This window comes from Cephaloticoccus primus (genome assembly GCF_001580015.1).
GTDB lineage: Bacteria > Verrucomicrobiota > Verrucomicrobiia > Opitutales > Opitutaceae > Cephaloticoccus > Cephaloticoccus primus.
Genome location: NZ_LSZQ01000041.1, coordinates 48,490 through 71,324, shown reverse-complemented (window position 1 = coordinate 71,324; position 22,835 = coordinate 48,490). Strand labels below are relative to the sequence as shown.

Genomic DNA, 22,835 nt, shown 5'->3' with positions numbered 1-22,835 from the left:
AAACAAACCCTCACGCACCACCTCTCCCTCCCCTTCCCCATTGGATTCCCCAAAGGTCAGCCGCAGGCAAATCCTCATCAGGGGTCTCACCAACCGCTGCCCCAACTGCGGAGCGAAGACGCTTTTCAAGAAAGGCTCGCTCTTCGAGCTCAACAAAAGCTGCTCCCACTGCGGAGTGCGGCTTGAGCGCGAGGAGGGCTTTTTCCTCGGCGCACTCACGCTCAGCTACGCCGTAACCCTCTTTGGGTACATGCTCCCGCTGGCGATCCTCTCATTTCGCGGTGTTTTCAGTTGGACGGCTACGCTCATCCTCGCAGGCATCGGCGCCATCGGCATCCCCGTCCTGCTCTACCGGCCTTCGCGCAGTTGGTGGCTCGGCTTTTACTACTTCTTCCTGCCCACACACCTGCCCGCCAACCAACGCCCCCTGAACGAAGGCGAAGACGAGCACACCTGAAGAATGGTCACTAACCGGGTTACCTATCTGGCTGCTCGCTCGCAACCCGTCCCCGCAAACTAGCTTGGCGTAATTAAAATCCAGCATGAGTAGCCAAGTTTAGCGTATCCGATTTCGTTCCATCCGGGACGAACGACATAGGGAACCTATCGCTCCTATGAAACTTAATAAAGTCCTGGCACCATTCACGGCCTACCTGTGCAGTATAGTTCTGTCACCTGCGTACATCCCCCCCCCCTGTAGAAGTACTTAATAATATAGAGAGCTATAGACCCGCCGGAGATAGAACTAAAGTCTCACAAGACTGGATACTGGATAGTGATTTCAAGGGCTCACTAAAAATAATTAAAGAATCTACTACCAATCTCAACGGTCACACAATGGTAATCGACTCTGGAGGGATTGATATCGAGCCATCTACTTCAGGAAAAATAACCGGGAAAGGCAAAATAACATCAAGTGTAGACTTCATAGGCCTTCGATTTTTCTCGGGAATAGGTGAATGCGGAGGAATTACAATTGATTCTATTATCGCAGACTCTACAAAACGCATTGGATTACACGTATCAGGAAAACACACAGGTGCTGCCGTACTCGTGATAAGAGGGAACGAGTCTAATACATATACAGGAGATGCTATAGTATCAGGAGCCAACAACCACATTGGCCTAGGGAAAAATAGGGGCAAAATAGCCATCTAAGGAAATATTATCGCAGAAGACAGTGGATCTATTCGATTAGATGAGGATAATCAATTCTCCACTATATCAATGGTCACTCTCAAACGCGGATCCATAGGATTTATTGAATACAATAACAGATCAATCACCAACACTATTCATCAAATAAGAGTAGAGAAATATGGTATAGTCAATTTTGGCAGACCCAGTCTCCGAGGAGATGCCCAAAGGTTCCTATATCTAGATGACCTCATCATTTCAGACGGCGGAACCCTTGCAGTACGCTATTGGAAGGAAGGGCGTGATTTCCTTCTCGTTCGCAAAGATAGTGCGCATCTCAATGATGCGCTCAAGAAAATGGAATTTGAAGGTTACGACCGAAACGCTATCCATCTAGTGAACTATAACAAAGATTATTGGTCGATTTCTTCGACACCTGAGCCTTCGACTTGTGGAGCGATTTTTGGGGTGTTGGGGTTAGGCGTTTCTGTATGTAGAAGAAAACAAGGCGTTTTCCTCAAACCGAGGCACAACGCGCCGCCACGCGCAAACACCTGAAGAGAGCCCCTCCACTGCTTGACCGCTCCCCAAGTTGCAGTAGCATCCATCTCAAAGACCGCAACCCGCCAGTCCCACGCACGCCCATGACTACGACAATTGAGATTCCCGAAGAGGTCGCCGCCCTCGCCAAAGAGGGGGCGGCCAAGTACGAGCTCGACCTCCCCGAGTTCCTCACCCAGGCGATTGAGGAAAAGGCCCGGCGCAAGCCGAACGGGCTGCGCTACTACGTGAACGGCGTAGATATGGGCCCCTTCGACCCGCGCACGCTGGGCCCGCCACCACCGCCCGAGGTCGTCGCCCGAAGAAAGGCCGCATCCGAGACACTTAACGGCCTTCGCGAGGAGGGCATCTGGATCTCGGACCTGATGGACGATACCTACTCAGTGCCACTGGAGTGGCGAAACCAAGCCCCGGCATGATCTACGACACCAACGCGCTTTCTGGCTGGGGGGATAAATTCCCAAGCGTGGAGGCTATCACTGCTGATGCCGCGGAAGTCGTCCTGCCTGTTGTGGTGCTTGGTGAATATGAATGTGGGCTTAAGCACTCCAAGAAGAGGGCCAAACTCGAACAGTGGCTTAAAGACATCCTGCCCGACTGTCGCATCCACCCGATCACACGGGAGACGGGCAAGTACTATAGCCAAATTTGCCACCAACTGAGGGTGTCGGGCTACGGCATTGAACAAAACGACATCTGGGTGGCCGCTTGCGCGTTTGAGCTCAGAATGCCTGTCCTGAGCAACGACAAGGGCTTTGATCGGATCAGCGGCCTGACCCGAGTCGGCTTCGACGATCCGCGCCAAGCTCGCAGAGCATTTTAGTCGCAGGCTCCTTTGCAGGCCGCTTTATTAGGAATTGCGGCGTACACGTCGATGGGCTGCGCACCGGATCGCGCGCGGCCTAAGCGCAACGTCAGCGCCACACTGCCACCACCCCACAGTTTGAACTGGTGCGACCGTGGAGAGAGGGCCTCCCTCACCTTTCTGCCGTTCCTGGCCACGCTAATTCGAAGTGGCGGGTCAGCGGCGACAGGAGGCCCCACGCGGCAAGCGCTTTCCCGCTAACACGGGAGGGCCCAGTCACGGTACGAATCTATACCGACAAAAACACCCCGAAGGTGCCTTGCCGGAGCGAATGGCGGTGCTTCACAGTCTGCAGCCTTCATGACGCGTTATTTCCGGCAGTTTCGGTCCTCACTCTTGTGTGCTGCGCTCTCTGCGCTGGCGTTTACCCTTGGAGGTTGCGGCGGTGGCGAAAAACGCGGCGCGCAGGAGCGCGACGCACTCCGCCCCGACGGCGCGCCCAAGATGGTTTTCCGCGTGGGAAATGGCACTGAGCCGCAGGACATCGACGGGCAAACGGTCACCGGCTTTCCCGAGCACAAGATCATCATGGCACTCTCCGAAGGCCTGCTCGGCCAAGACCCGCGCAGCCTCGAACCCGTCCCGGGCATGGCCGAGCGCTGGGACGTCTCCGCCGACGGGCTCACGTACACGTTTCATTTGCGCGAAGGGCTCAAGTGGAGCGACGGATCGCCGCTGCTCGCCAGCGAGATCGTCGATTCCTTTCGCCGGCTCCTCTCGCCCAAGCTCGCCGCCAACTACGCGTACCTCGTCTACAACTTTGTCGCCGGCGCCAAGGATTACTACGAGGGCCGCCTCAGCGACTTCGCCCAGGTGGGCTTCGCCGCGCCCGACGAGCGCACCTTCGTCGTGCGGCTGAAAAATCCCACACCGTACCTGCCCAAAATCATCGCCGGCCACTCTTCCTGGTGGCCGGTGCCGGTAAAGGTCATCGCCCAATACGGCCCGGTGGAGGAGAAGCGCACGCCGTGGACGCGCGTCGGCCACTTCGTCGGCAACGGCCCGTTTCGCCTCAAAGAGTGGTCGCCCAACCAGCGGATCGTCGTCGAGCGCAACCCGCACTACTGGGACGCCAAAACTGTAAAACTCGACGAGATCCACTTTTACGCGACTGACGATATCGCCGCCGACGAGCGGCTGTTTCGCACCGGCAAGCTCGACCTCACCGACGGGCTCCCCAACTCGAAAATCCCCAGCTACGCGCGCGACCACCCCGAGCTACTCCGGCGCGACCCGCTGCTCGCGCTCTACTTTTACCGCGTCAACGTCACCCGCCCGCCCCTCAACGACAAGCGCATCCGCCGCGCCCTCGCGCTGGCGATCGACCGCGAAAGCCTCGTGCGCAACGTCACGCGCGGCGGCGAGCAGCCTGCCTACGCCGTCAGCTACCCGGGCACTGCGGGCTACTTCCCCGAGGCGCAACTCAGCGGCAGCCTCGAAGAAGCACGCGCGCTCCTCGCCGAAGCCGGCTACCCGGAAGGCCGCGGCCTCCCGAAAATCGAGCTTCTCTACAACACCTCGGAAAACCACCGCGCCATCGCCGAGGCCGTCCAGCAGATGTGGAAGACCCAGCTCGGCGTGGAGGTCGAGCTCGTGAACCAGGAGTGGAAGGTCTACCTCGACCGCCAGAGTACGGGCGACTACACGCTGCTGCGCGGTGGCTGGGTCGCCGACTACATCGACCCGCATGTCTTCCTAGAGATCTGGGAAACCGGTAACGGCAACAATAACACAGGCTGGGGCTCGCCCGAATACGACCGGCTCCTGCACGCCGCACTCGCCGCCCAAAACGATGAAGAGCGCTACCGCTACTACCAGCAAATGGACGCCATCCTGATCGACGAGCTGCCAATCATCCCCGTCCATTATTACGTGAAAAAGGTGCTCCTAAGCCCGCGCGTAAAAGGCTACTACCCCACCCTCATCGACATCCATCCGTACAAATACATCTCCATCGAAAACGCTCAGTGAGCCGCGACTCGTAAACCCAAACCAATCGCCCGCATGGGAAGCCCAACTGCCGTTCGTTCGCCCCACTCCGCCCGCCCGCCATACCGCGCTAATCGCCCGGGGCGACAAGGCGCACGGGCGCGGGCAATGCACGGCGTGCGAAACGTCGAGAAAATCGGGCCTGCCCGCGGGGGCGATTTTTTCGGTTTACGAGAAAACAGCATAACCCGCCGATGACCCGCTTCATCCTCAGCCGCGCGCTGCAAATCGTCGTCGTCCTTTGGGTGATCATCACGGCGACGTTCTTCATGATCCGCTTCGTGCCCGGTGGGCCCTTCACCGCAGAAAAGGCGGTGACGCCGGAAGTCCTCCGCAACCTCGAAGCGCACTACGGCCTCGATCAACCGCTGTGGCGACAGTACCTCGACTACATGGGCAAGCTCGTCCTGCACGGCGACCTGGGCCCCTCTTTCAAGTACGCGAGCCGCAGCGTAAACGAGATCATCGCGGACAAGCTCCCCGTCTCGCTGGAGCTCGGCGGGCTCTCGCTGGGTATCGCACTCGCGCTCGGGCTGCCGCTGGGCGTGGTGGCGGCCGTGCGGCGCAATCGCTTCGCCGACTACCTGTGCAGCTCGGTCGCCATGATCGGCATCTGCGTGCCGACCTTTGTGCTCGGGCCGCTGTTTGTGCTCTTCTTTGCAATCAAGCTCGGCTGGGTAAACGCCTCGGGCTGGTACGGGCCGACGGATCGCGTGCTGCCCGCGCTTACGCTGGGGCTCGTCTATGCGGCCTACATCGCACGGCTCACACGCGGCGGCATGCTCGAAGTTTTAGGTCAGGACTACATCCGCACTGCGCAGGCCAAGGGCGCCTCGGCAGCGCGCATTCTCCGGGTGCACGCGCTGCGCGGCGGGCTGCTGCCGGTGGTCTCCTTCCTCGGGCCCGCCATCGCGGGCATCCTCACGGGCTCTTTTGTGATCGAGACGATTTTCCAGATCCCGGGCCTCGGACGCGAGTTTGTGCAGAGCGCGTTTAACCGCGACTACACCCTCGTGCTCGGGACAGTGATCCTCTACGCGACGCTGATCGTCACGCTAAACCTCGCGGTCGATCTCGCCCAAGTCTGGCTCAACCCACGCCGCAAATTCGAGTGAAGCCGACCAACGCAACGACACCACAGTCCGCGCCCACAGCCGGGAGCGCTGCGCGGGCCCCGCAGCCCACGGGCGAGCTCCCACATAATGAGGCCGCAGCCCACTCGCTCTGGCGCGACGCATGGCGGCGACTCGCGAAAAACAAGCTGGCTGTTTTCGGCGGTGGCGCACTGCTGCTGCTCACGCTGGCCTGCCTCTTCGGCCCGCTGTTCAGCGCCTACACTTACGAGGCCCAAGATCTCGACCTGGGCGCCAGCGCGCCGAGTGCCGCACATTGGCTGGGCACCGATACGCTCGGGCGCGACCTGCTGGTACGCCTGCTCGTGGGCGGGCGGATCAGCCTCGGCGTCGGGCTGTGCGCAACGCTGGTCGCGCTGACGATCGGCGTCGTTTACGGCGCAGTCGCGGGCTTCTTCGGCGGCAAGCTCGATGCGCTGATGATGCGCGTCGTAGACATCATGTACGCGCTGCCGTTTACGATTTTTGTTATCCTGCTGATGGTCTTCTTTGGCCGAAACATCGTGCTGCTCTTCGTCGCCATCGGCGCAGTGGAGTGGCTCACGATGGCGCGGATCGTGCGCGACCAGATCCTCTCGCTCAAGAAAATGGAGTTTATCGAGGCGGCCCACGCGCTCGGGCTGAGCAAGCGGCGGATCATCTTTCGTCACATGATCCCCAACGCGCTGGGGCCCATCATCGTTTACACTACGCTCACGATTCCGGCGGTGATGCTGCTCGAAGCCTTCCTCAGCTTTCTGGGGCTCGGCGTGCAGCCGCCGCTCAGCTCATGGGGCGTCCTCATCAAAGATGGCGCCGAAAAAATGGAGGAGTTCTGGTGGCTGCTCTTCTTCCCGGGAGCGCTGTTTTCCGTGACCTTGTTCTCTCTCAACTTTCTGGGCGACGGCCTGCGCGACGCACTCGATAGCCGCAGCGCAAAAGACTAGCCGCTGGCACCGCACCAAAACCTTTTCGCTCCCCTCCTCCCCCCCCGACGATGCGCCGCTTCCGCCCCTACTTTCGCTACCTGCGCCCGCTGCGCGCCAAGCTCGCTCTCGCGCTCGTCGCGCTGTGTCTGTACTCGGCGGCCAATGGCTTCGGGCTGCCCTACTTGTTGCCCACTGTTTTTGGCCCCATCTTCGACAGCGAAGAACGCACGATGGCACTGGGCGAAGTCGCGCGGCTGGCGCTGTTGATTCCGGCGCTCTTTCTCGTGCGCGGGGCAGCAGGCTACCTCAGCGCCTACCTGTTTCAGGGCATCGGCACGCGCGTGCTGGAGGCGCTGCGCGTCGATTATTTCTCAAAACTCCAGCACCTCCCGCTCGCCTACTTGCAGCGTTATCAAAAGGGCGACCTCAGCTCGCGCGCGATCTCGGATGCGAATCAGCTCCAGTACACGATCACGGCGCTCGCCAGCGAGGGCGTGAAGCACCCCCTCTCGCTGGTCGGCGCGCTGAGCTACGTCATCTGGGCCGCGCTCACGACCGAGGGCATCGCGCTTGCACTCGTCTGCATGGCCATCGTGCCGCTGTGCGTTTTCCCCGTGCGCTACGTGGGCCGCAAAGTCCTGAAGCGCGCCCAGCAAGCCCAGTCGCAAATCGGCTCCATCTCTTCGCTGCTCACCGAAAACCTCGGCGCCGCGCGCGAGGTCCGCGCCTTCGGCCTCGAAGCACTGGCGACCACGCGCTTCGCAAAAGCCTCCCGCGCGCTGCTCACCGCGCAGATGAAGATCGTAAAATACGCGCTCGCGCTGAACCCCACGATAGAAGTGCTCTCCGCGCTCGGCATCGCGCTCACGCTCGTTTTTGCCTACCGCACGGGCATCAGCTTCAGCAGCCTCATGGGCGTACTCACCGCCCTGTACCTCTGTTACGAACCGGTTAAAAAACTCGGCGCGCTCAACTCCGAGCTCAAACGCGGAGCCGCCGCGCTCGACCGGCTGGAGCCCATCCTGCGCGAACCGCTGCGGATCACCGATCCCGAAAATCCCCGCACGCTCGCCGCAACGCCGCGCGGAGAAATCGCATTCGAGCACGTCAGTTTCTCTTACGCGCCCGATGCGCCGCGGCCCGTCCTTGACCGCATCGACATAAAAATCCCGGCAGGCACGACCTGCGCGCTCGTCGGCCCCAGCGGCGGCGGCAAGACGACCTTCGTCAACCTCATCCTGCGGCTCCACGACATCGACTCGGGCGCGATCACCATCGACGGCACCGACATCCGCCAACTGCGGCTCGCCGAGCTGCGCCGCCACATCGCCATCGTCTCGCAAGAGCCCGTCCTGTTTAACGACACGATCTACAACAACCTGCTCCTCGGCCGCCCCGACGCCACCCGCGAAGAAGTCATCGCCGCCGCCACCGCCGCACACGCCGATGAGTTTATCCGCAACCTGCCCAAGGGCTACGATACCAACGTCGGCGAGCACGGCGCCCTCGTCTCCGGTGGGCAAAAACAGCGCATCGCCATCGCCCGCGCCTTCTTGCGAAATGCGCCGATCCTCATCCTTGATGAGGCGACCTCCGCCCTCGACGCGCAGAGCGAACAAATGATCCAGGACGCGCTCCAACGCCTCGTCGTCGGCAAGACCGTACTGATCATCGCCCACCGCTTCAGCACCATCCGCGACGCCTCCATGATTCTCGTCCTCGACCAGGGCCGGCTCGTCGCCAGCGGCCCCCACGCCGAGCTCTACGCAAACACCCCACTTTACCGCAGCCTCTACGATCAACAAACCACCAGCCCTCACGCCGCCGCCGATAACCGCGGCACCATCACCGCCTAGCGATACATGACCCAGACCGAGCCGCCGCCACCACACCAACAACACACGAGCTCGCCCCACTCGCCACCACCACCATCCAGCGCGGACACCACCCCAGCCCGCGCACAGGAGACGCCCCCTGATCGCCCACGCCTGCTCCTCATCCGCCGCCGCTACCTGGGCGACATCGTGCTGCTCGGCTCGGTTTTAAAAAACCTGCGGCTCCACTGGCCCACCGCGCAAATCGCCCTGCTCGCCGATCGAGCCTACGCGCCCGTCGCCGCGCTCCACCCGGAAGTGGATCGCGTGCGCAGTTTCCCCGCCAAGCTCACGCAGTGGCCCCGCTTCATACGCGAGCTGCGCTGCACCCGCTTCACCCACGTCTTCGACTTCGACAACTCGGATAGGACTGCACTCGTCACCCGCCTCACCGCTGCGCCCATCCGCCTGACTTACGAACGCGAGGGGCAGACCTTCCGCCATCGCTGGGCCTACACAGGGAGTGTCAAGCTTCGCGAGCGCGACTTCTGCTCCCAACACATCACCGAAACGTACCTCCAGTTAATCGCAGCCAGCGGCGTCTCCATCCGCACGCGCGAAGTCTCCCTGCCCCCTCGCCCCGCCGATCTCGCCCACACGCAGAGATTCGCGGCGCCGCACAGCGCAACAACGCCAGCCTCACCAGGCGGCCCCACAGACACAGGCCGCGCCTTTCACACGGCAGTGCAGCGGCCCCGCATCCTCGTCCATCCGGGCAGCCGCAGCCGATACCGGGTCTGGCCCGCCGAGCGCTTCGCCGCTGTCTGCGACCGACTCCAGGACGAGCTCGACGCCCAGGTTTTCCTCGTCGCAGGCGCAGGTGAGCGCGGCACTGCCCAAGCCATCCGCGCCGCCGCGCAATCACATCTCGTGTTAATCGACGAAGCACTCTCCATTGGAGGACTCGCCGCACTGTGCAGCCGCTTTGACCTCATGCTCTGCCACGACAGCGGCCCGATGCACCTCGCCGCCGCCGTCGGCACGCCCGTCGTCGCCCTCTTTGGCTCCCAAAATGCGGCCAACTGGAGCCCCCTCGGCCAAGGCCATCAAGTCCTGCAAACCGCCCTGCCCTGCACCTGCCTGCCCGACACGCCCACGCCCTGCCAAAAGGACGACTCCTACCGCAGCTACTGCGTGCGCAAGCTCAGCCCCGAAACCGTCTTCAACGCCTGCGCCCAAAGTTTGGCTTACCTGCAGCAGCCCGACTTCAGGGATAGCGCTTGACGCTGCGGGGGCTCACTCCCTTAAGTCCGCGCCTTTTTACGCCAGAAACTGGCCGCCTCACTCCGCGCAACACAGCTCTTAAAACCACGCAATCATGGCTCAACCCAAACGTAAGCAATCCAAGCGCCGTAGCGCTAACCGCCGCGCCGCTAACGCATTCCAGGCGCCTGAATTTGCCAAAGACCCGACTGATGGAAGTCTCTTTCGCCCGCACCACGTGAACCCGAAGACGGGCATGTACCGCGGGCGGCAGGTGCTCAACGTCGAGGTCTAGTCCGGGCCAGCCCAAGGCCCGATAATGGCCCGGGGCACTACCAAGGCCCGCGCTCGCCCGCCCAGAAAATCACCTGGCATCGCCCCGCTACGATGCTTACTTCGTCCCGCGACAGTGCTGCCCGACGCATCGCCGTTGATGCTATGGGCGGGGACCTCGGCCCGGCGGAGGTCGTCGCTGCCGTAAAGCTCGCGCTCGCGCAGCAGCCCGCGCTCAACCCGGTTGTGCTGGTGGGCGATGAGGCGCAGCTCACTCCGCTACTGGCCCAGGCTTCGCTGCCAATCGATGGGCAGCGGCTTTCGCTGCACCATGCGCCCGAGGTCATCACGATGGATGACAAGCCGGTACTCGCGCTGCGGCGCAAAAAGAACTCCTCGATGCTGCGGGCAATCGAGCTCGTCAAAGACGGAGCTGCCAGCGTCGTCGTCAGTTGCGGCAACACGGGCGCGCTCATGGCAGGCGGCACGCTACGGCTACGCACCATGCAGGGGATCGCCCGGCCGGCGCTCGCAGCGGTCGTCCCGCGCGCGGGCGGCAGCTTCGTCCTCATCGACGCGGGGGCCAATCCCGAGGCGCGCCCCGAGCACTTGCTGCACAACGCCATCCTCGGCAGCCATTACTGCCGCGTGCGCCTCGGGCAGGCCACACCACGCATCGGCCTCATGAGCATCGGCACTGAGGAAGGTAAGGGTAACGCGCTGACCACCGAGGCGCATGCGCTGCTGCGCGCCGCCCACGCGCAGGGCATCCTCAACTACGCGGGGCCGATTGAGGGCTTCCAGGTCTTCGCCGCAGAAGAGCCGGTGGATGTCGTGGTGTGCGACGGCTTTGTCGGTAACATCATGCTCAAGAGCTGGGAATCGCTCGTGAAGTTTTTCACCTCTACGATCAAAGCCGAGCTGCGCGCCAATCCGCTGCGCATGGCCGGGGCGATCATGGCCAAAGGGGCCTTTGCCGCGCTCAAGTCGCGGATCGACCCCGACCGACACAGCGGCGCACCGCTGCTGGGCCTGCGGGGCAACATCCTGAAAGCCCACGGCTCCAGCAAGCGGCTCGCCATCTGCGCCGCCATCTGCGCTGCGGGCGAGATCATCAGCGCCGAAATGAACCAACACATCGAGGCCGACGTGCAGCGCGCCGCCTCTGTCCTCTCCACTCCTCTTTCCCCCCAGTAAATGGCTACTCCCTCCATCCGCATCCTCGGCACCGGCGCACACGCGCCAACCCGCGTGCTCACCAATGCCGAGCTCTCGGCGAAGATCGAAACAAGTGACGAGTGGATCGTCACCCGCAGCGGCATCCGCGAGCGGCGCGTCGCAGGCCCCGAAGAAGCGACCTCCGACATGGCGGTCGCCGCCGCACGCGCGGCCCTGGCCGACGCCGGGATCGCCGCCAGCGAGATCGACCTGCTCGTCCTCGCCACCGTCACGCCCGACCTCACCATGCCCGCCTCGGCTTGCAGCGTGCAGCACAAGCTCGGGCTCCCGCACACCACCGCTTGCTTCGACCTTAGCGCGGCCTGCTCGGGCTTCGTCTACGGGCTGGATACGGCAGCGGCGATGGTGCAGTCGGGCCGCTACAAGCGCGCGCTGCTCATCGGCTCCGAAAAGCTCTCTACGATCATCGACTGGAGTGACCGCACGACTTGCGTGCTCTTTGGCGACGGCGCCGCGGCAGTCGTCCTGGGCCCCAGTGACGCGTCCGGGGCGGGCTTGATCGACGTCAAACTCGGCGCCTACGGCGATAGCCTTGACCTGCTTTATGTCCCCAAGGGCGGCAGCACCCACCCGCCCACCGCCGAGTCAATCGCCGCAGGAGATCACTTTATCAAGATGAAGGGCAAGGAGCTCTTCAAACTCGCCGTGCGCGCCATGGCCGAGACCGCTCGCGACATCCTCGCCAAAAACGGACTCACGTCTGACGACATCGGGCTGATCATCCCTCACCAGGCCAACCAGCGGATCATCGAAGCCGTCGCCAAGCAGCTCCAACTCCCGCTGGAGCGTTTTTTTGTAAACGTTGATCGCTACGGCAACACCTCGGCAGCCTCCATCCCGATCGCCATCGACGAAGCCCGCCGCAGCGGCCGGATCCGCCCGGGCGACGTTACGCTACTCGTCGCTTTTGGGGCGGGCTTGACCTACGGTTCGGCGCTGGTTCGCTGGTGAGTTTTTAACGCCTTCAGAGTAAGGCGATCCGCTCAATCGCGCCCATCCTCGCGCCCGCCCGCACACGCTCCACTTTGTCATGATTTTCTCCGCTCCGCGCCGCCGACTCCCGCTCCTGATCGCCGCACTGGCCGTACTCGCGCTCGCCTCCCCCTTCAAGCGCGACGCGCGCGCCGTTAACTTGACCTGGGATCCGGACACCGGCTGGCAGACCGCAAGCGGCGCGCCCCCGGGCCTCTCCTCGCTCGATGACCGCCGCAGTGCGCTGTCCTTGATGAACAGTGCGCGCCGCGCCGAAGAGCGCGGGAGCAAAGGCGCAGCCGCCAAACGCTACGCCCGCGTCGTCAAACGCTACCCGACCTCCATCTACACCCCCGAAGCACTCTACCGCGGAGCCGATCTGTACCTGCAGCGCAAGCAGTACAACAAGGCCTTCGACGCCTACTCGCAGCTCATCGCCCGCTACCCCAACACCGACCGCTTTAACGAAATCATCGGCCGCCAGTACCAGATCGCCAGCGCCCTGCTCGACGGCGCGCGCAACCGCTGGTGGGGCTTCTTCCCCGGCTTCACCGACCGCGGCAAAGGCGTGCAACAATTTGAGGTCGTCGTATGGGAGGCCCCCTACAGCGACTACGCGCCGCTCGCCATGATGAACATCGCTCGCGGGCACCAACGCCTCGGCAACGAAATGGAGGCCATCGATGCCTACGACCGGATGATCAACAACTACCCGGACAGCCTCCTCGGGCCCGATGCCTACCTGCGCCTCGCCGAGGCGCATGCTTCGCTCGTCGATGGGCCCGAGTACGACCAGGCCTCCACACAAGAAGCGGCGACCTACTTTGAGGACTTCCTCATCCTCTTCCCCGGAGATCCCGGCGTAGCCCGCGCCGAAGAAGGGCTCGACGAGATGCGCACCGTCCTCGCGCAGAGCAAAATCAAGATCGCCGACTTCTACTTCAAGAAACGCGACAACTACACCGCAGCCCGGGTGTTTTATAACGAGGCGATCACCATTTACCCGAACTCCGACATCGCCGAGCACGCCCGCGCGCAACTCGCCAAAGTCGATGCCGCCGCTGCCAAACACCAACCCAGCGACAACGACGGAGCGGGAAGCGCAGGTGGCGCGAAGAAGAAGAAACGTTTCCTGTTTTTCTAACAAACACGACGTCTCTCGCGCGCACACCAACGCCCCCCTCCCTCCCGCCCTTCCTTTCTATGCGTCGTCGCTTGCGCTTCCCGCTCCCGGCACTCGCGCTTGCGGTTGGGCTGGCGCTCCTTGGCAGCGGCTGCATGGGCTACCGGCTCGGTACGGGCGCGGAAGCTCCGCTGGCGTTTAGCACGCTCCACGTTGCGCCCGTAAAAATGCGGGCACTCGTCCCGCAAGCGGAGGCCGTTATCACCGGCGCCGTTCGCGAAGCCTTCGCAAATGATGGGCGCGTCGCCCTCGCCGCTCATCCCGCCACGGCGGGTGCCGTCCTGGAAATCACAGTCCGCAGCTACCGCCGCGAAACGGCCACCGCCGATCCCGAGGACACCGGTCTGGCGCGAAAGCTCAGCGTCGTCCTCCTCGCCGAGCTCACGCTGCGTGCAGGCGAAGGCGCGGAGACGCCGGCCAAAACCTATTTCCGCGCGCGACCAATCGAAGTCCGCCGCGACATCTTCATCGATAGCGGCCAGCAGCAAGCCGAGTACCAAGCCCTGCCACTCCTCGCACAGGATCTTGCGGATAAGGCCCTACATGCTGTCCTCGACACATGGTAAACGAAAACAGACAGGCGGGCGCAGCAGCAGCAGGCTTGTGCGCCACACACGCCACACGCGGAGCGCCCACCGCCGCACACGAAACACAGCCGCCTGAGCTCGCCCCGCTCCACCGCGCCGTTCTCGCGCCCTCAATACTCGCCGGAGACCACGCCGACCTCGCAGCAAGTGCGGCGCGTGTCGCCCAGTGTGACCTGCGCTGGCTGCACCTCGACATCATGGACGGCCACTTCGTGCCCAACCTCAGCTTCGGCCCCGAAACGCTCGCTGCGCTGCGCCGCGCCGAAAAAGCCGCCCCGGCCGCGCCCCCCCTCTTCTTCGATACGCACCTGATGCTCTCCGAGCCGCAGCGCTACCTCGGCGCCTTTGCCGAAGCCGGAGCCAACCTCATCAGCATCCACATTGAGCCCGACTACGATCACGCCGCCGCACTCGCCCGCATTCGCGCGCTCGGCTGCCAATGCGGGATTGCGCTCAACCCCGACACGCCCGCCGAAGCCGTGCGCCATCTGCTCGACCGCGTAGACCTCGTCCTCGTCATGACCGTGCAGCCCGGTTTTGGCGGTCAGGCCTTTCGCCCCGAGATGTTGGCGAAACTCCGCACGCTCGACCAATGGCGCCGCGATAACGGCCAGCAGTGGCGGCTCGAAGTCGATGGCGGAATCGACCTCGCCCACGCCGCCGAATGCCGCGCCGCCGGAGCCGATACCTTCGTCGCAGGCACCGCCTTCTTCAAAGCCCCCGACCTCCGCACCTTCGCCCAAACCGTGGCGCAGTTGTAGCCTTCCCTTCACCGCAGCACACAAATAACGCGGCTAACGGAGATAACGCGCGGGGCCCGGCGGCTCCGCCCGCCCTCACAGGGTGCGGGCGAGGACTTTGGCGTTGCGGCCGCTTTCTTCGTACTGGCGCAGGCGCGTTTCCGGCAGGATTGATTTGTCCACTTCGCTGAAGCCGAGGTTGTTGGTGAAGAAGCCGTAGCTTTGCGTGGAGAGCGCGAGGATTTGCGCGGCCCCCTGTTGCTTCGCCATGAGGCAGGCGTACTCGACCATCTTTTTACCGATGCCGTGGTTTTGGTAAAAGGGCATCACGTAGAGGGCGCCGAGCTCGGCGAGCTTGGGCGTACCGGGGTAGAAAATGAGGCTCAGGCAAGCGATGATGTTTTCATCGATCTCGAAGACATAGAACTGGTCGATGGTTTTATCTATCGCTTGCTGGGTGCGCTGGACGAGCTCCTCGCGCTTCACGGCGCTGCGGGTGAGGCTATAGATGAAGCGGACGTCGCGGCGGGTGGCCTTGCGGATTTGCTGGTAATCGTTGCCGTAGATGAGCGTGCCAACGCCTTCGTTGGAGAAGATTTCGTTGAGCAGGCTGTCGAGCAGGCGGCCATCGACGATGTGCACGCGCGGGGTACCGTTGTCGATGGCGTGGACAGCGTGCCGCGCTTTCGAGCGGCCGCTTTCGGCGATTTGCTCAGGTGCTTCGTCGAGCTGTTTGCGCAGCGCTTCAACCGCGACTTGCGGTTGCACGGCACCACCGATGGAGAGCCCGGGCTGCGGTGTCAGGTAAATGATCTTCGTCGCGTGGAGCGCCTCGGCGAGCTCGGCGGCAAGCAGGTCGGAGTTGACGCGCAGCGAACGGCCGTCGGGCCCAAAGGCGAGAGGCGCTACGACCGGGATCACGCCGCGGTCGATGAGTGAGTGGATGAAGCCCTTATCGATGCGGTCGACCTTGGCAGTGAATTGCTGATCGACGCCGCGGATGATGCCCAGCGGCAGCGCGCGCACGGCGTTGGTGGTGGCGCCCTTGAGGTTGTTTTGCGCCAGGCCTTCGAGGATCAGGTGTGAGACGCGGGACGAGGCGCGGATGGCGAGGTCGAGCGTGGGCGCATCGGTGATGCCGCTGCCTTCGGCATCGGAGATCGGGATGCCGCGGAGCTGTGAGAGCTCGCGGAGCTGCTGGCCGATGCCGTGGGCGAGCACGACTTTGATCCCGAGGCTGCGCAGCACGGCGACATCGACGAGCAGGTTGCCAAAATTCTCGTCGGCGACGATCGAGCCGTCGAAGGCGATGACGAAAATCTGCCCCTGGAAGCGCGGCACGTACTGGAGGATCCCGCGCAGGTCGGTGGGTTTGATGGTGGTGGCGAGCGCAGGTGTCGGCATGGCGAGAAGTGCAGCGAGGGGTTGCGGGGCGGCGGTAGAAGCGTGTGAGGGAGAGTTGCAGCGGTTCAGTGCACGCGCACATCCCAGTGCAGTGACTGCTCGGCGCCAACGAGCAGTCCGGTGTAGCGGCCGGGCTTGAGCGGCGCGGAGGGCGCGATCAGCCACTTTCGGTATGCGGTGCGGCGTGGCGAGTAGTCGTCCTCGGGAGGCTCGGGGGCGGCGAGCTCGACGACCACGAAGGCCTGGTTTTCGCGCACGTAGAGTTGCGCCGCAACTGGTTCGGAGCTCGCGTAAAACTGGATCTTGAAGACAAGGTCGCCGCCTTCGTAGAGGTCGGCAGGGCCGAGCGAGGTGTTTATGGTGCGGGGCAAGTGCGGCGAGTCGATGAGTGCGGCGGCTAGGTCTTCGGGAAGTCCGCCGCGCGCGGTTTGCGTTATCAGCGCGTAGAGCGTGCGTGCGTTGGCGGGGTTTTCAGCGTGGTCGGCGAAGTCGGGCTTTTTGTTGAGCGGGCGCGAGTCTGCTGCGTCGCGTATTTCGAGGGGGATGCGTTGAAACCCGGCTTCGAGGAGCTGGTGGATTTGCGCACTCGCCTTGAGATCGTTGTAGGGCTCAAAGGCGTGCCCGGGCTTGCGGTATTGGAGCGTCACAAAGGTATAGGCGGCTAGGCAGGGGAGCAGCGCGAGGACGATCCACTTCATCGGCCAGGGCTCTGGCGCGGAGCGTTTCTTGTCGGAGGTGGAGGGCGGCGGCGGCATGGAAAGTCGGTGAGTAACGACAGAGGCTTTTGCTCCGGCAAATACATTTGCTCAGGGCGCGGAGGGCCGCTTGCCTGCGCGACTTTCTCCCCCGCCTATGAAGCTTTGGTCGCAGTTTTTCATTCCCACCCTCAAAGAGAGCCCCGCCGATGCCGAGATCGCCTCGCATAAACTGCTGATCCGCGCGGGCCTCGTGCGTAAACTCAGTGCGGGCCTCTACACCTACATGCCGCTGGGCCAGCGCGTGATGCGCAAGCTCACCGAGATCTGTCGCGAGGAGATGGATCGAGCCGGCGCGATCGAGCTTTGGATGCCGCACCTGCACCCTGCCGAGTTTTGGGAAAACGGCCCGCGCTGGGCGGCGAGCCGCGAGATCATGTTTCGCGCTGATAGCGCAGGCGCAGCCGCGCGGCCCTCACGCGAGCCCGAGCTCGTGCTCGGCCCCACGCATGAGGAAGTCATCACGCCCTTGGTGAAAAACGAGATCAGCAGCTACCGCGATTTGCCGAAAAACTTTTACCAGATCGCCACCAAGTTTCGTAACGAGATCCGCCCGCGCTACGGGCTGATGCGCACGCGCGAGTTTGTCATGATGGATGCCTACTCCTTCGACGCCGATGAAGCGGGCGCGGCCCGCAGCTACGAGGCGATGAAGCGAGGCTACGAAGCGTTTTTCAGGCGGATCGGCCTGCTCTCCATCGCCGTGGAGGCCGATACCGGAGTCATGGGCGGCAGCTTTTCGCACGAGTTCATGGCTCCCGCAGAAGTCGGCGACGACGATATCATTTACTGCGAGGCGAGCGGCTACGCGGCCAACCGCGAAAAGGCGACCAGCGCGCTCGTACCTGCTGACCTGAGCGACGCGCCCCCGAGCGGCGAGATCGAGAAATTCGCCACCCCGGGCGTCGCGACAATCGCCGCGCTTGCTGCTGCGCCTTACAGCGTGCCGGCCGAGGCGCAGTTCAAGACACTCGTCTACATCGGCGACGGGCAGCCCTTCGTCGTCATCCTGCGCGGCTGCGACGAGCTGGAAGAAGCCAAGCTCGGCGCACTCGGCTTCACGCTCGTGCGCCCGGCGACTCCAGAAGAGATTGAGCCCATTATGGGAGCCAAGCCCGGCAGCCTCGGCGCGGTGCGCGGCACGATCAAAAACCCCGCTGCACTCACAGGCATCTTTGCCGATCACGCGATCCGGCTAATCGGCAATGGCACCACCGGCGCCAACGAAGACGCCCACCACCTCCGCCATGTGAACGTCGCGCGCGACCTGGCGATTACGCGGTTCGGCGACTTTCGCCGCGTGCATGCCGGCGAGCCTTGCCCGCTTTCGGGCCAACCGCTCCAGAGCCGCCGCGGGATCGAGGTCGGGCACATCTTTGTGCTCGGGACGAAGTACTCGGAGCGCTTCGGCGCGGTTTACACCGACGCCGAAAAGCAAAGCCACCCGATGGTCATGGGCTGCTACGGGATCGGGATTGGCCGCTCAATGCAGGCACTCATCGAGCAAGATCACGATGCCGATGGCATCCGCTGGCCGTGGGCCGTCGCGCCATTTCAAGTCATCGTAACGCTGCTTGATCCGAAGGACGAGGCCGCTACCGCGATGGCGAAAACGCTGGCTGCCGCCGCCGAGCGAGCCGGTGCAGACGTACTCGTGGACGACCGCGACGAGCGCCCGGGCGTGAAGTTTAAGGACGCCGACCTGATCGGCATCCCGCTGCGCCTGACCGTCGGCGGACGCGGCTTGAAAGAAGGCGTGATCGAGCTCAAGTGGCGCCACGAAGCCGCCGCGCGAAAAGTGCCAGTCGCCGAAGCCCAGTCCGTAATCGCTGGCGAAGTGCAACGCGCGAGCGAGGAGGCCACTTCGGCGGAGTAATACGGCCGCCACGGCTTGCCGGAGTTTTTTCGGAAATTGATGAAATCATGAATGCCGCAGTGGAGACACTCCCCATGCCCTCACCCGCGAGCGAAACGCTCACGGAGCTGGAGCACGCCAGCCGCTGGCTCGTCGTCGTGCTCAACGACCCGGTAAATCTCATGTCCTACGTCGTCATGGTATTTCGCAAAGTACTCGGCCTCGACGAAATCCAGGCGCGCAAGCACATGCTCGAAGTTCACGAAAAAGGCCGCTCAGTCGTATGGAGCGGCGCACGCGAGCAAGCCGAAGCCTACGCCTACACCCTGCAACAGTGGCAGCTGACCACCGTGCTTGAGAGCGAGGAATATGAAACAGATTGAAGTACGCCTCAGCGTCGAAGTCGTCGCTCCGCTGCTCGACGTCGTGCGCGAAACTGCACAGCAACTGCGCGCCGAGCCCTCGCCCGCCGTACACCTGCCCAGCCTGCCCGACGACCTGCGCGACTTCTGGCGCGCCGATGTCGTAAAAAGCCAGACAAGCGACCTGGACACCCTGCTCGGCCTCTTCGGCGAAACGTTTATCTCCGAAGGAGTAGTTTACCTGGACTCGCGCAACGCACAGCCCGTGCTCCGCGCCACGGCGGCCGTGCGCCTGCAACTACACCGCAACCAACTGAGCGGCCTCAGCGAAGAAGAACTCGAAGCGGGCGAAATCAGCATCGACGCCCTCACCGCCCCCCTGCGCCGCGCCTTCGTCTGCTACCTCTTCCTCGCCACCCTCCAGGAACTCATCCTCCACCACCTGAACCCGGTCGAAAACGCCTAAGCCATTGAGACAGCCCTCCTCATGAGGGCTATTTTCCGGGAAGATGAGGAACCTCATTTTGGCTGCAATTGCCTTGGTCAAGGCTCCTCGAAACCGATGTCGACGGGCCCCGAGAAAAAGCCCCGGGCCAAGGCGCTTCCAATATCCGCGGCATCGCCGTTAGCAGCCTTCAAAACAGCCCGCGTAGCACTCGCACCGATCACACGACGCGGCTTGGTTGATCGACCAACTTGGCCTGGGCTCAGTAGCGTGAAGGCGCAGGAACTTCGAAGGTGAAGCTGGCGGAGTAGGTCAGTGCGGCGGCTTTGAGGGACAACTCGGGCGGCGCGGGGATTCGGTGCGTGAGGTGCAGTTGCCAGACGCCTGCTCGCGGCGCAGTGAGCCTCCCCCGCCCTGCTTCGTCGAGCTCCACAAGCGCAGTCGCGCCTTCCGCACTGGCCGGTAGCCCGAGGTGGTTGGCTCGCACGGTCACGTCAGCCAGGGGCTGGCCTTCAAACAAAACAGCGAAGTCAACGCCCGCGCGAACGGTGCCCGAGCCCGCGTTCGGTGCGCCCGCCACCGTACGCGGATTGCTCAGCAAAACGATCTCCAGCGTGTGGCCGAGCGGGCGGGCGAGCAGGGCCGCGTCCTGGGGGCGCTCTTCGCTCGGGCCCACCTGGAAAAGCGCCTTGGCGTAGTTGTGGTACACGTAGCTCCGGATAACTGGCAGCCCCTCCATGACTTCATCCTTTGGGACAAAGAGGTAGTGATGCTGGTGCTCCTCGCCGACTCGCGAGACGAAGCGTGGGTGCAGCTCGGCCGCGACGATGTGCGCACCGGGCACAAAAACGGTGAGGGGCGAGGCGAGGAAAGACCCCTCCCCGAGCGCGACTGGCTGTTGATCTCCGTTGGCCGAGTAGCGGGTAAACGAGGCCACGCGCTCCGGCTCCAGCAGGTCGTGGAGCGGATAGTAATCGCCGTAACCAAAGAGCACGATGCTGTCCGGCTTCCACTGGCCCCATTGCCGAGCCGTTGCCAGGCGCGGCACATCGTAGCGGCTTGCATAAAGCCACAGGTGGTGCGCAGCCGCAGGCCGCACCATGCCAAGTACCGCGACCAGGAGGGCCGCCGAGAAGAGGTGTTTTTTCAGGAAGGGTTTCACGAAGAAGGAGGGGAAGGTTTGGCTGGAAAGCCGGGAGGTTTAGATTTCTTGAAAAGAGCGGCACGCGAGTTTCGCAGGCCAGGTTGACGGACGCGTCGCCAGCGCGCGACACGCCCAATAAAGTGAGTCGCAGACTCCGCTAAAAGCGCACCGTAAGCGTGGCCTGCACGGAGCGGCCAGTCGCGAAGAGGCCTACATCGTCGCGCGCGTAGGCCTTATCGAAGAGGTTACTGGCAGTCAGGTTTACCGTCGCCTCAGGGTAGCCGCTTATGGGCTGCCAAACCGCGAAAAATCCAAAGTCCGCATATCCATGCGTTTGGTACTGCGGCTCCTCGACTTTGGAACGGCGGTTTCCCACCAAAAGCGCGCTGCCACCAAGCGTGAGCCGCGCGGCAGCAAATCGCTTGCCGCCTTGTACGGAAAATTTGTCGGCCGGAGTCGTGCTCACACGCTTGCCCGTACCGTCGATTCGCGAGCTCAAGGTCGAGGCCCCGCCGTTGATAAACCAGGTCTCGGTCGTGTAGCCAAACTCCAGCTCGGAGCCCTTAAACTCCGCGCCTTCCAGATTGGCCGCGCGCGAGTGCTCGTACTGGGTGATGCCAACCGCTGCGAGCTCAGCCGGCACCGGCAGGATGATCACCTCGCGCGAGATCGTGTCGTGCGAATCCTGGAGGAAGACGGAGAGCTTCGTTTGCAACCGCGCGCCACTGGCGAGCTTTCGCTCAAAGCCGAAGCCGCCCTCATAGTTGTGCGAAGTCTCTGGCTTGAGGCCGAGGCTCGGGACAAAATCCTGCTGCCGCGACCCGATCCGGAAGTGCTGCCCCGTGCGGAAAATCTGCGCCACATCGGGCGTGAGGAACCCCTCCGAATACAGCCCGAAAACGAAAAACTCCGAATGCGGACGCCAGATCACCCCCAACTTTAGCGAGAGGTCGTCATCGCTCGAAGAGAAGGCCTCGGTGACTGCCTTCGACTTGAATTTATCGTAGCGCAGGCCCGGGATCAGGGTCACTGCGCCGGGCAGCACGATCTCGTCCTGGATGAAGACCGCTTCGTAGTCCACCTCGCCCTCGGGCGAAGTCTGGATGGGCAGCCCCACGCCCGTATCGAAGCGGCGAGCCACATTTTCATCGCCAAAAACATCCACCCCGTAGGCGAGTCTGTGCTTGCCCAGAAATGGGGTCTCCAGGCGGCTGCGGTTGATGAGGTTGAAACCCGTAGTCTGCACCGAACGGCGCTCGTCGCGATCCACCAAACTCGCCGAAACACCGAGGTCGCGGTTGCCCGTTTTCACTCGATAGAGCACCGCCTCCAGGTCGACCCAATCACTCTGCCCCGGGTGCAGCACGTAGCGCGCGCGGCTGCCCTCGACCTTGGTCTTGCGGTTCACGATACTGCTCAAGCTGCTGCCCTGCGGATTCGTCGGCTGCACGTTTTCCTCGCGCGCCGTATCATGCACAAGCGAGAGCGACTGGCCCGGACTCGGCCTCCAGGTCGCCTTGAACATAGCCGCGCGCAGCTCGCTGCCGCTAAAGGGCAAGTCCTCTCCCGTACCCAGGCGGATGTCGCCACCATCGCGCGCGGTGACCGAGGCCAGCCACTCCACTGGTCCGCTCGCTCCATAGGCCGCTGCGCCAGCGAAACTCTCGTCGTTGGCCGAGGTGTAGCCAGTCTTTAGCCTTGCACCGTACTGTCGTCCGGGGAGCAGCAAGTCCGACGCATCCTTGGTCTCCATCGAGAGGATGCCGCCCTGCGCACCGCTGCCGTAGAGTGCCGAGTTTGGCCCGCGCACGATCTCGACCGAGCGCAGCAGGTCCGGCTCGATAAAATAACGCCCCCGATGCCCGCCGCCGTAGTTTTGGCGCATGCCGTCGATCAGGATCAGCACATTCTCGGAGTTGCGCCCGCGGATGCGCGGTACTTCTGCCGTGCGGCGCGGGCCGCCAAAGAGCTCCACATTGGGCAGCGCGCGCAGGATGTCGTCCATACTCTGCGGCTGGAGCAGATCCAGTGCGCGCGAGTCGACGACCGAGGTCATCCCCGGCACATCAAAGGCCCGCCAGGCCGTGCGCGTCGAACTCACCGTAATCGCATCCAGATTGATAAGGGCATCAGAAGGCGGCTCGGCGATGCTCCCTCCGGCGCGGCTAGTGGCATGGGCAAAGGGCGAGCCCAGAGCAGTGGCCAT

General features: G+C 63.2%; 23 protein-coding genes. 19 read left to right on the top strand and 4 right to left on the bottom strand.

Annotated elements, in window-relative coordinates; translation table 11 throughout:
- Positions 1 to 40: 40 nt before the first annotated feature.
- From AXK11_RS04980 to rpe, 16 genes are all read left to right on the top strand, one after another.
- Complete coding sequence (locus AXK11_RS04980; RefSeq protein WP_068629909.1) at positions 41 to 457, top strand: DUF983 domain-containing protein; 417 nt, start codon at positions 41 to 43, stop codon at positions 455 to 457.
- A 380-nt stretch (positions 458 to 837) separates the two neighbouring features.
- Positions 838 to 1,158 (top strand): hypothetical protein, encoded by a 321-nt coding sequence (locus AXK11_RS09770; protein WP_156469214.1) that lies wholly within the window; start codon positions 838 to 840, stop codon positions 1,156 to 1,158.
- Positions 1,159 to 1,227: 69 nt separating this feature from the next.
- Positions 1,228 to 1,695 (top strand): PEP-CTERM sorting domain-containing protein, encoded by a 468-nt coding sequence (locus AXK11_RS09765; protein ID WP_156469213.1) that lies wholly within the window; start codon positions 1,228 to 1,230, stop codon positions 1,693 to 1,695.
- Positions 1,696 to 1,781: 86 nt separating this feature from the next.
- Positions 1,782 to 2,117, top strand: a complete 336-nt coding sequence (locus tag AXK11_RS04975) for a hypothetical protein (RefSeq protein ID WP_068629907.1) — start codon at positions 1,782 to 1,784, stop codon at positions 2,115 to 2,117.
- Positions 2,114 to 2,521: a PIN domain-containing protein gene (locus AXK11_RS04970; RefSeq protein ID WP_068629905.1), complete on the top strand. Its 408-nt coding sequence runs from the start codon at positions 2,114 to 2,116 to the stop codon at positions 2,519 to 2,521. Before AXK11_RS04975 ends, AXK11_RS04970 begins: the two co-directional genes overlap by 4 nt.
- 342 nt (positions 2,522 to 2,863) lie before the next feature.
- Positions 2,864 to 4,534 (top strand): peptide ABC transporter substrate-binding protein, encoded by a 1,671-nt coding sequence (locus AXK11_RS04965; RefSeq protein WP_068629903.1) that lies wholly within the window; start codon positions 2,864 to 2,866, stop codon positions 4,532 to 4,534.
- A gap of 212 nt (positions 4,535 to 4,746) precedes the next feature.
- Positions 4,747 to 5,667, top strand: coding sequence for an ABC transporter permease (locus tag AXK11_RS04960; protein ID WP_068629901.1), 921 nt, complete (start codon positions 4,747 to 4,749; stop codon positions 5,665 to 5,667).
- Entirely contained in the window at positions 5,664 to 6,611 is a 948-nt protein-coding gene (locus AXK11_RS04955) for an ABC transporter permease (protein ID WP_082780907.1), read from the top strand. Before AXK11_RS04960 ends, AXK11_RS04955 begins: the two co-directional genes overlap by 4 nt.
- A 50-nt stretch (positions 6,612 to 6,661) precedes the next feature.
- Complete coding sequence (locus tag AXK11_RS04950) at positions 6,662 to 8,449, top strand: ABC transporter ATP-binding protein (RefSeq protein WP_068629899.1); 1,788 nt, start codon at positions 6,662 to 6,664, stop codon at positions 8,447 to 8,449.
- A 6-nt stretch (positions 8,450 to 8,455) separates the two neighbouring features.
- Positions 8,456 to 9,691: a glycosyltransferase family 9 protein gene (locus AXK11_RS04945; protein ID WP_068629897.1), complete on the top strand. Its 1,236-nt coding sequence runs from the start codon at positions 8,456 to 8,458 to the stop codon at positions 9,689 to 9,691.
- Between the two features lie 94 nt (positions 9,692 to 9,785).
- Positions 9,786 to 9,965 carry a 50S ribosomal protein L32 gene (rpmF, locus tag AXK11_RS09410; protein ID WP_068710976.1) on the top strand — a complete coding sequence of 60 codons (180 nt, stop codon included), beginning with the start codon at positions 9,786 to 9,788 and terminating at the stop codon, positions 9,963 to 9,965.
- 92 nt (positions 9,966 to 10,057) lie between these two features.
- Positions 10,058 to 11,140, top strand: coding sequence for a phosphate acyltransferase PlsX (gene plsX / locus AXK11_RS04940; protein WP_068629895.1), 1,083 nt, complete (start codon positions 10,058 to 10,060; stop codon positions 11,138 to 11,140).
- Positions 11,141 to 12,133 (top strand): beta-ketoacyl-ACP synthase III, encoded by a 993-nt coding sequence (locus AXK11_RS04935; protein WP_068629893.1) that lies wholly within the window; start codon positions 11,141 to 11,143, stop codon positions 12,131 to 12,133.
- A 79-nt stretch (positions 12,134 to 12,212) separates the two neighbouring features.
- Positions 12,213 to 13,298: an outer membrane protein assembly factor BamD gene (bamD, locus tag AXK11_RS04930; protein ID WP_068629891.1), complete on the top strand. Its 1,086-nt coding sequence runs from the start codon at positions 12,213 to 12,215 to the stop codon at positions 13,296 to 13,298.
- Positions 13,299 to 13,357: 59 nt separating this feature from the next.
- Positions 13,358 to 13,903 (top strand): LPS assembly lipoprotein LptE, encoded by a 546-nt coding sequence (lptE, locus tag AXK11_RS04925; RefSeq protein WP_068629889.1) that lies wholly within the window; start codon positions 13,358 to 13,360, stop codon positions 13,901 to 13,903.
- Positions 13,897 to 14,685: a ribulose-phosphate 3-epimerase gene (rpe, locus tag AXK11_RS04920; RefSeq protein ID WP_082780906.1), complete on the top strand. Its 789-nt coding sequence runs from the start codon at positions 13,897 to 13,899 to the stop codon at positions 14,683 to 14,685. The genes lptE and rpe overlap by 7 nt, the downstream gene beginning before the upstream one ends.
- Positions 14,686 to 14,760: 75 nt before the next feature.
- Here rpe and argA read toward each other — a convergent pair whose 3' ends face one another.
- Positions 14,761 to 16,068 carry an amino-acid N-acetyltransferase gene (argA, locus tag AXK11_RS04915; RefSeq protein WP_082780905.1) on the bottom strand — a complete coding sequence of 436 codons (1,308 nt, stop codon included), beginning with the start codon at positions 16,066 to 16,068 and terminating at the stop codon, positions 14,761 to 14,763.
- A 65-nt stretch (positions 16,069 to 16,133) separates the two neighbouring features.
- The gene (locus AXK11_RS09405) at positions 16,134 to 16,823 is read right to left on the bottom strand and encodes a hypothetical protein (protein WP_082780904.1); all 690 of its coding nucleotides are present in this window, start codon (positions 16,821 to 16,823) and stop codon (positions 16,134 to 16,136) included.
- A gap of 97 nt (positions 16,824 to 16,920) precedes the next feature.
- Between AXK11_RS09405 and AXK11_RS04905 the strand changes: the two genes are divergently transcribed.
- From AXK11_RS04905 to AXK11_RS04895, 3 genes are read left to right on the top strand one after another with little or no spacing between them, the layout of a single operon-like run.
- Positions 16,921 to 18,699, top strand: coding sequence for a proline--tRNA ligase (locus tag AXK11_RS04905; protein ID WP_068629885.1), 1,779 nt, complete (start codon positions 16,921 to 16,923; stop codon positions 18,697 to 18,699).
- Positions 18,700 to 18,746: 47 nt separating this feature from the next.
- Complete coding sequence (locus AXK11_RS04900; protein ID WP_197456808.1) at positions 18,747 to 19,061, top strand: ATP-dependent Clp protease adaptor ClpS; 315 nt, start codon at positions 18,747 to 18,749, stop codon at positions 19,059 to 19,061.
- The gene (locus AXK11_RS04895) at positions 19,048 to 19,506 is read left to right on the top strand and encodes a DUF2017 family protein (RefSeq protein WP_068629883.1); all 459 of its coding nucleotides are present in this window, start codon (positions 19,048 to 19,050) and stop codon (positions 19,504 to 19,506) included. Before AXK11_RS04900 ends, AXK11_RS04895 begins: the two co-directional genes overlap by 14 nt.
- Positions 19,507 to 19,747: 241 nt before the next feature.
- Here the strand turns inward: AXK11_RS04895 and AXK11_RS04890 are convergent, their stop codons facing one another.
- Together AXK11_RS04890 and AXK11_RS04885 are read right to left on the bottom strand one after the other, a co-directional pair.
- Positions 19,748 to 20,647 carry a DUF4198 domain-containing protein gene (locus AXK11_RS04890; RefSeq protein WP_068629881.1) on the bottom strand — a complete coding sequence of 300 codons (900 nt, stop codon included), beginning with the start codon at positions 20,645 to 20,647 and terminating at the stop codon, positions 19,748 to 19,750.
- Positions 20,648 to 20,786: 139 nt separating this feature from the next.
- Positions 20,787 to 22,835: a TonB-dependent receptor domain-containing protein gene (locus tag AXK11_RS04885; protein WP_197456807.1), complete on the bottom strand. Its 2,049-nt coding sequence runs from the start codon at positions 22,833 to 22,835 to the stop codon at positions 20,787 to 20,789.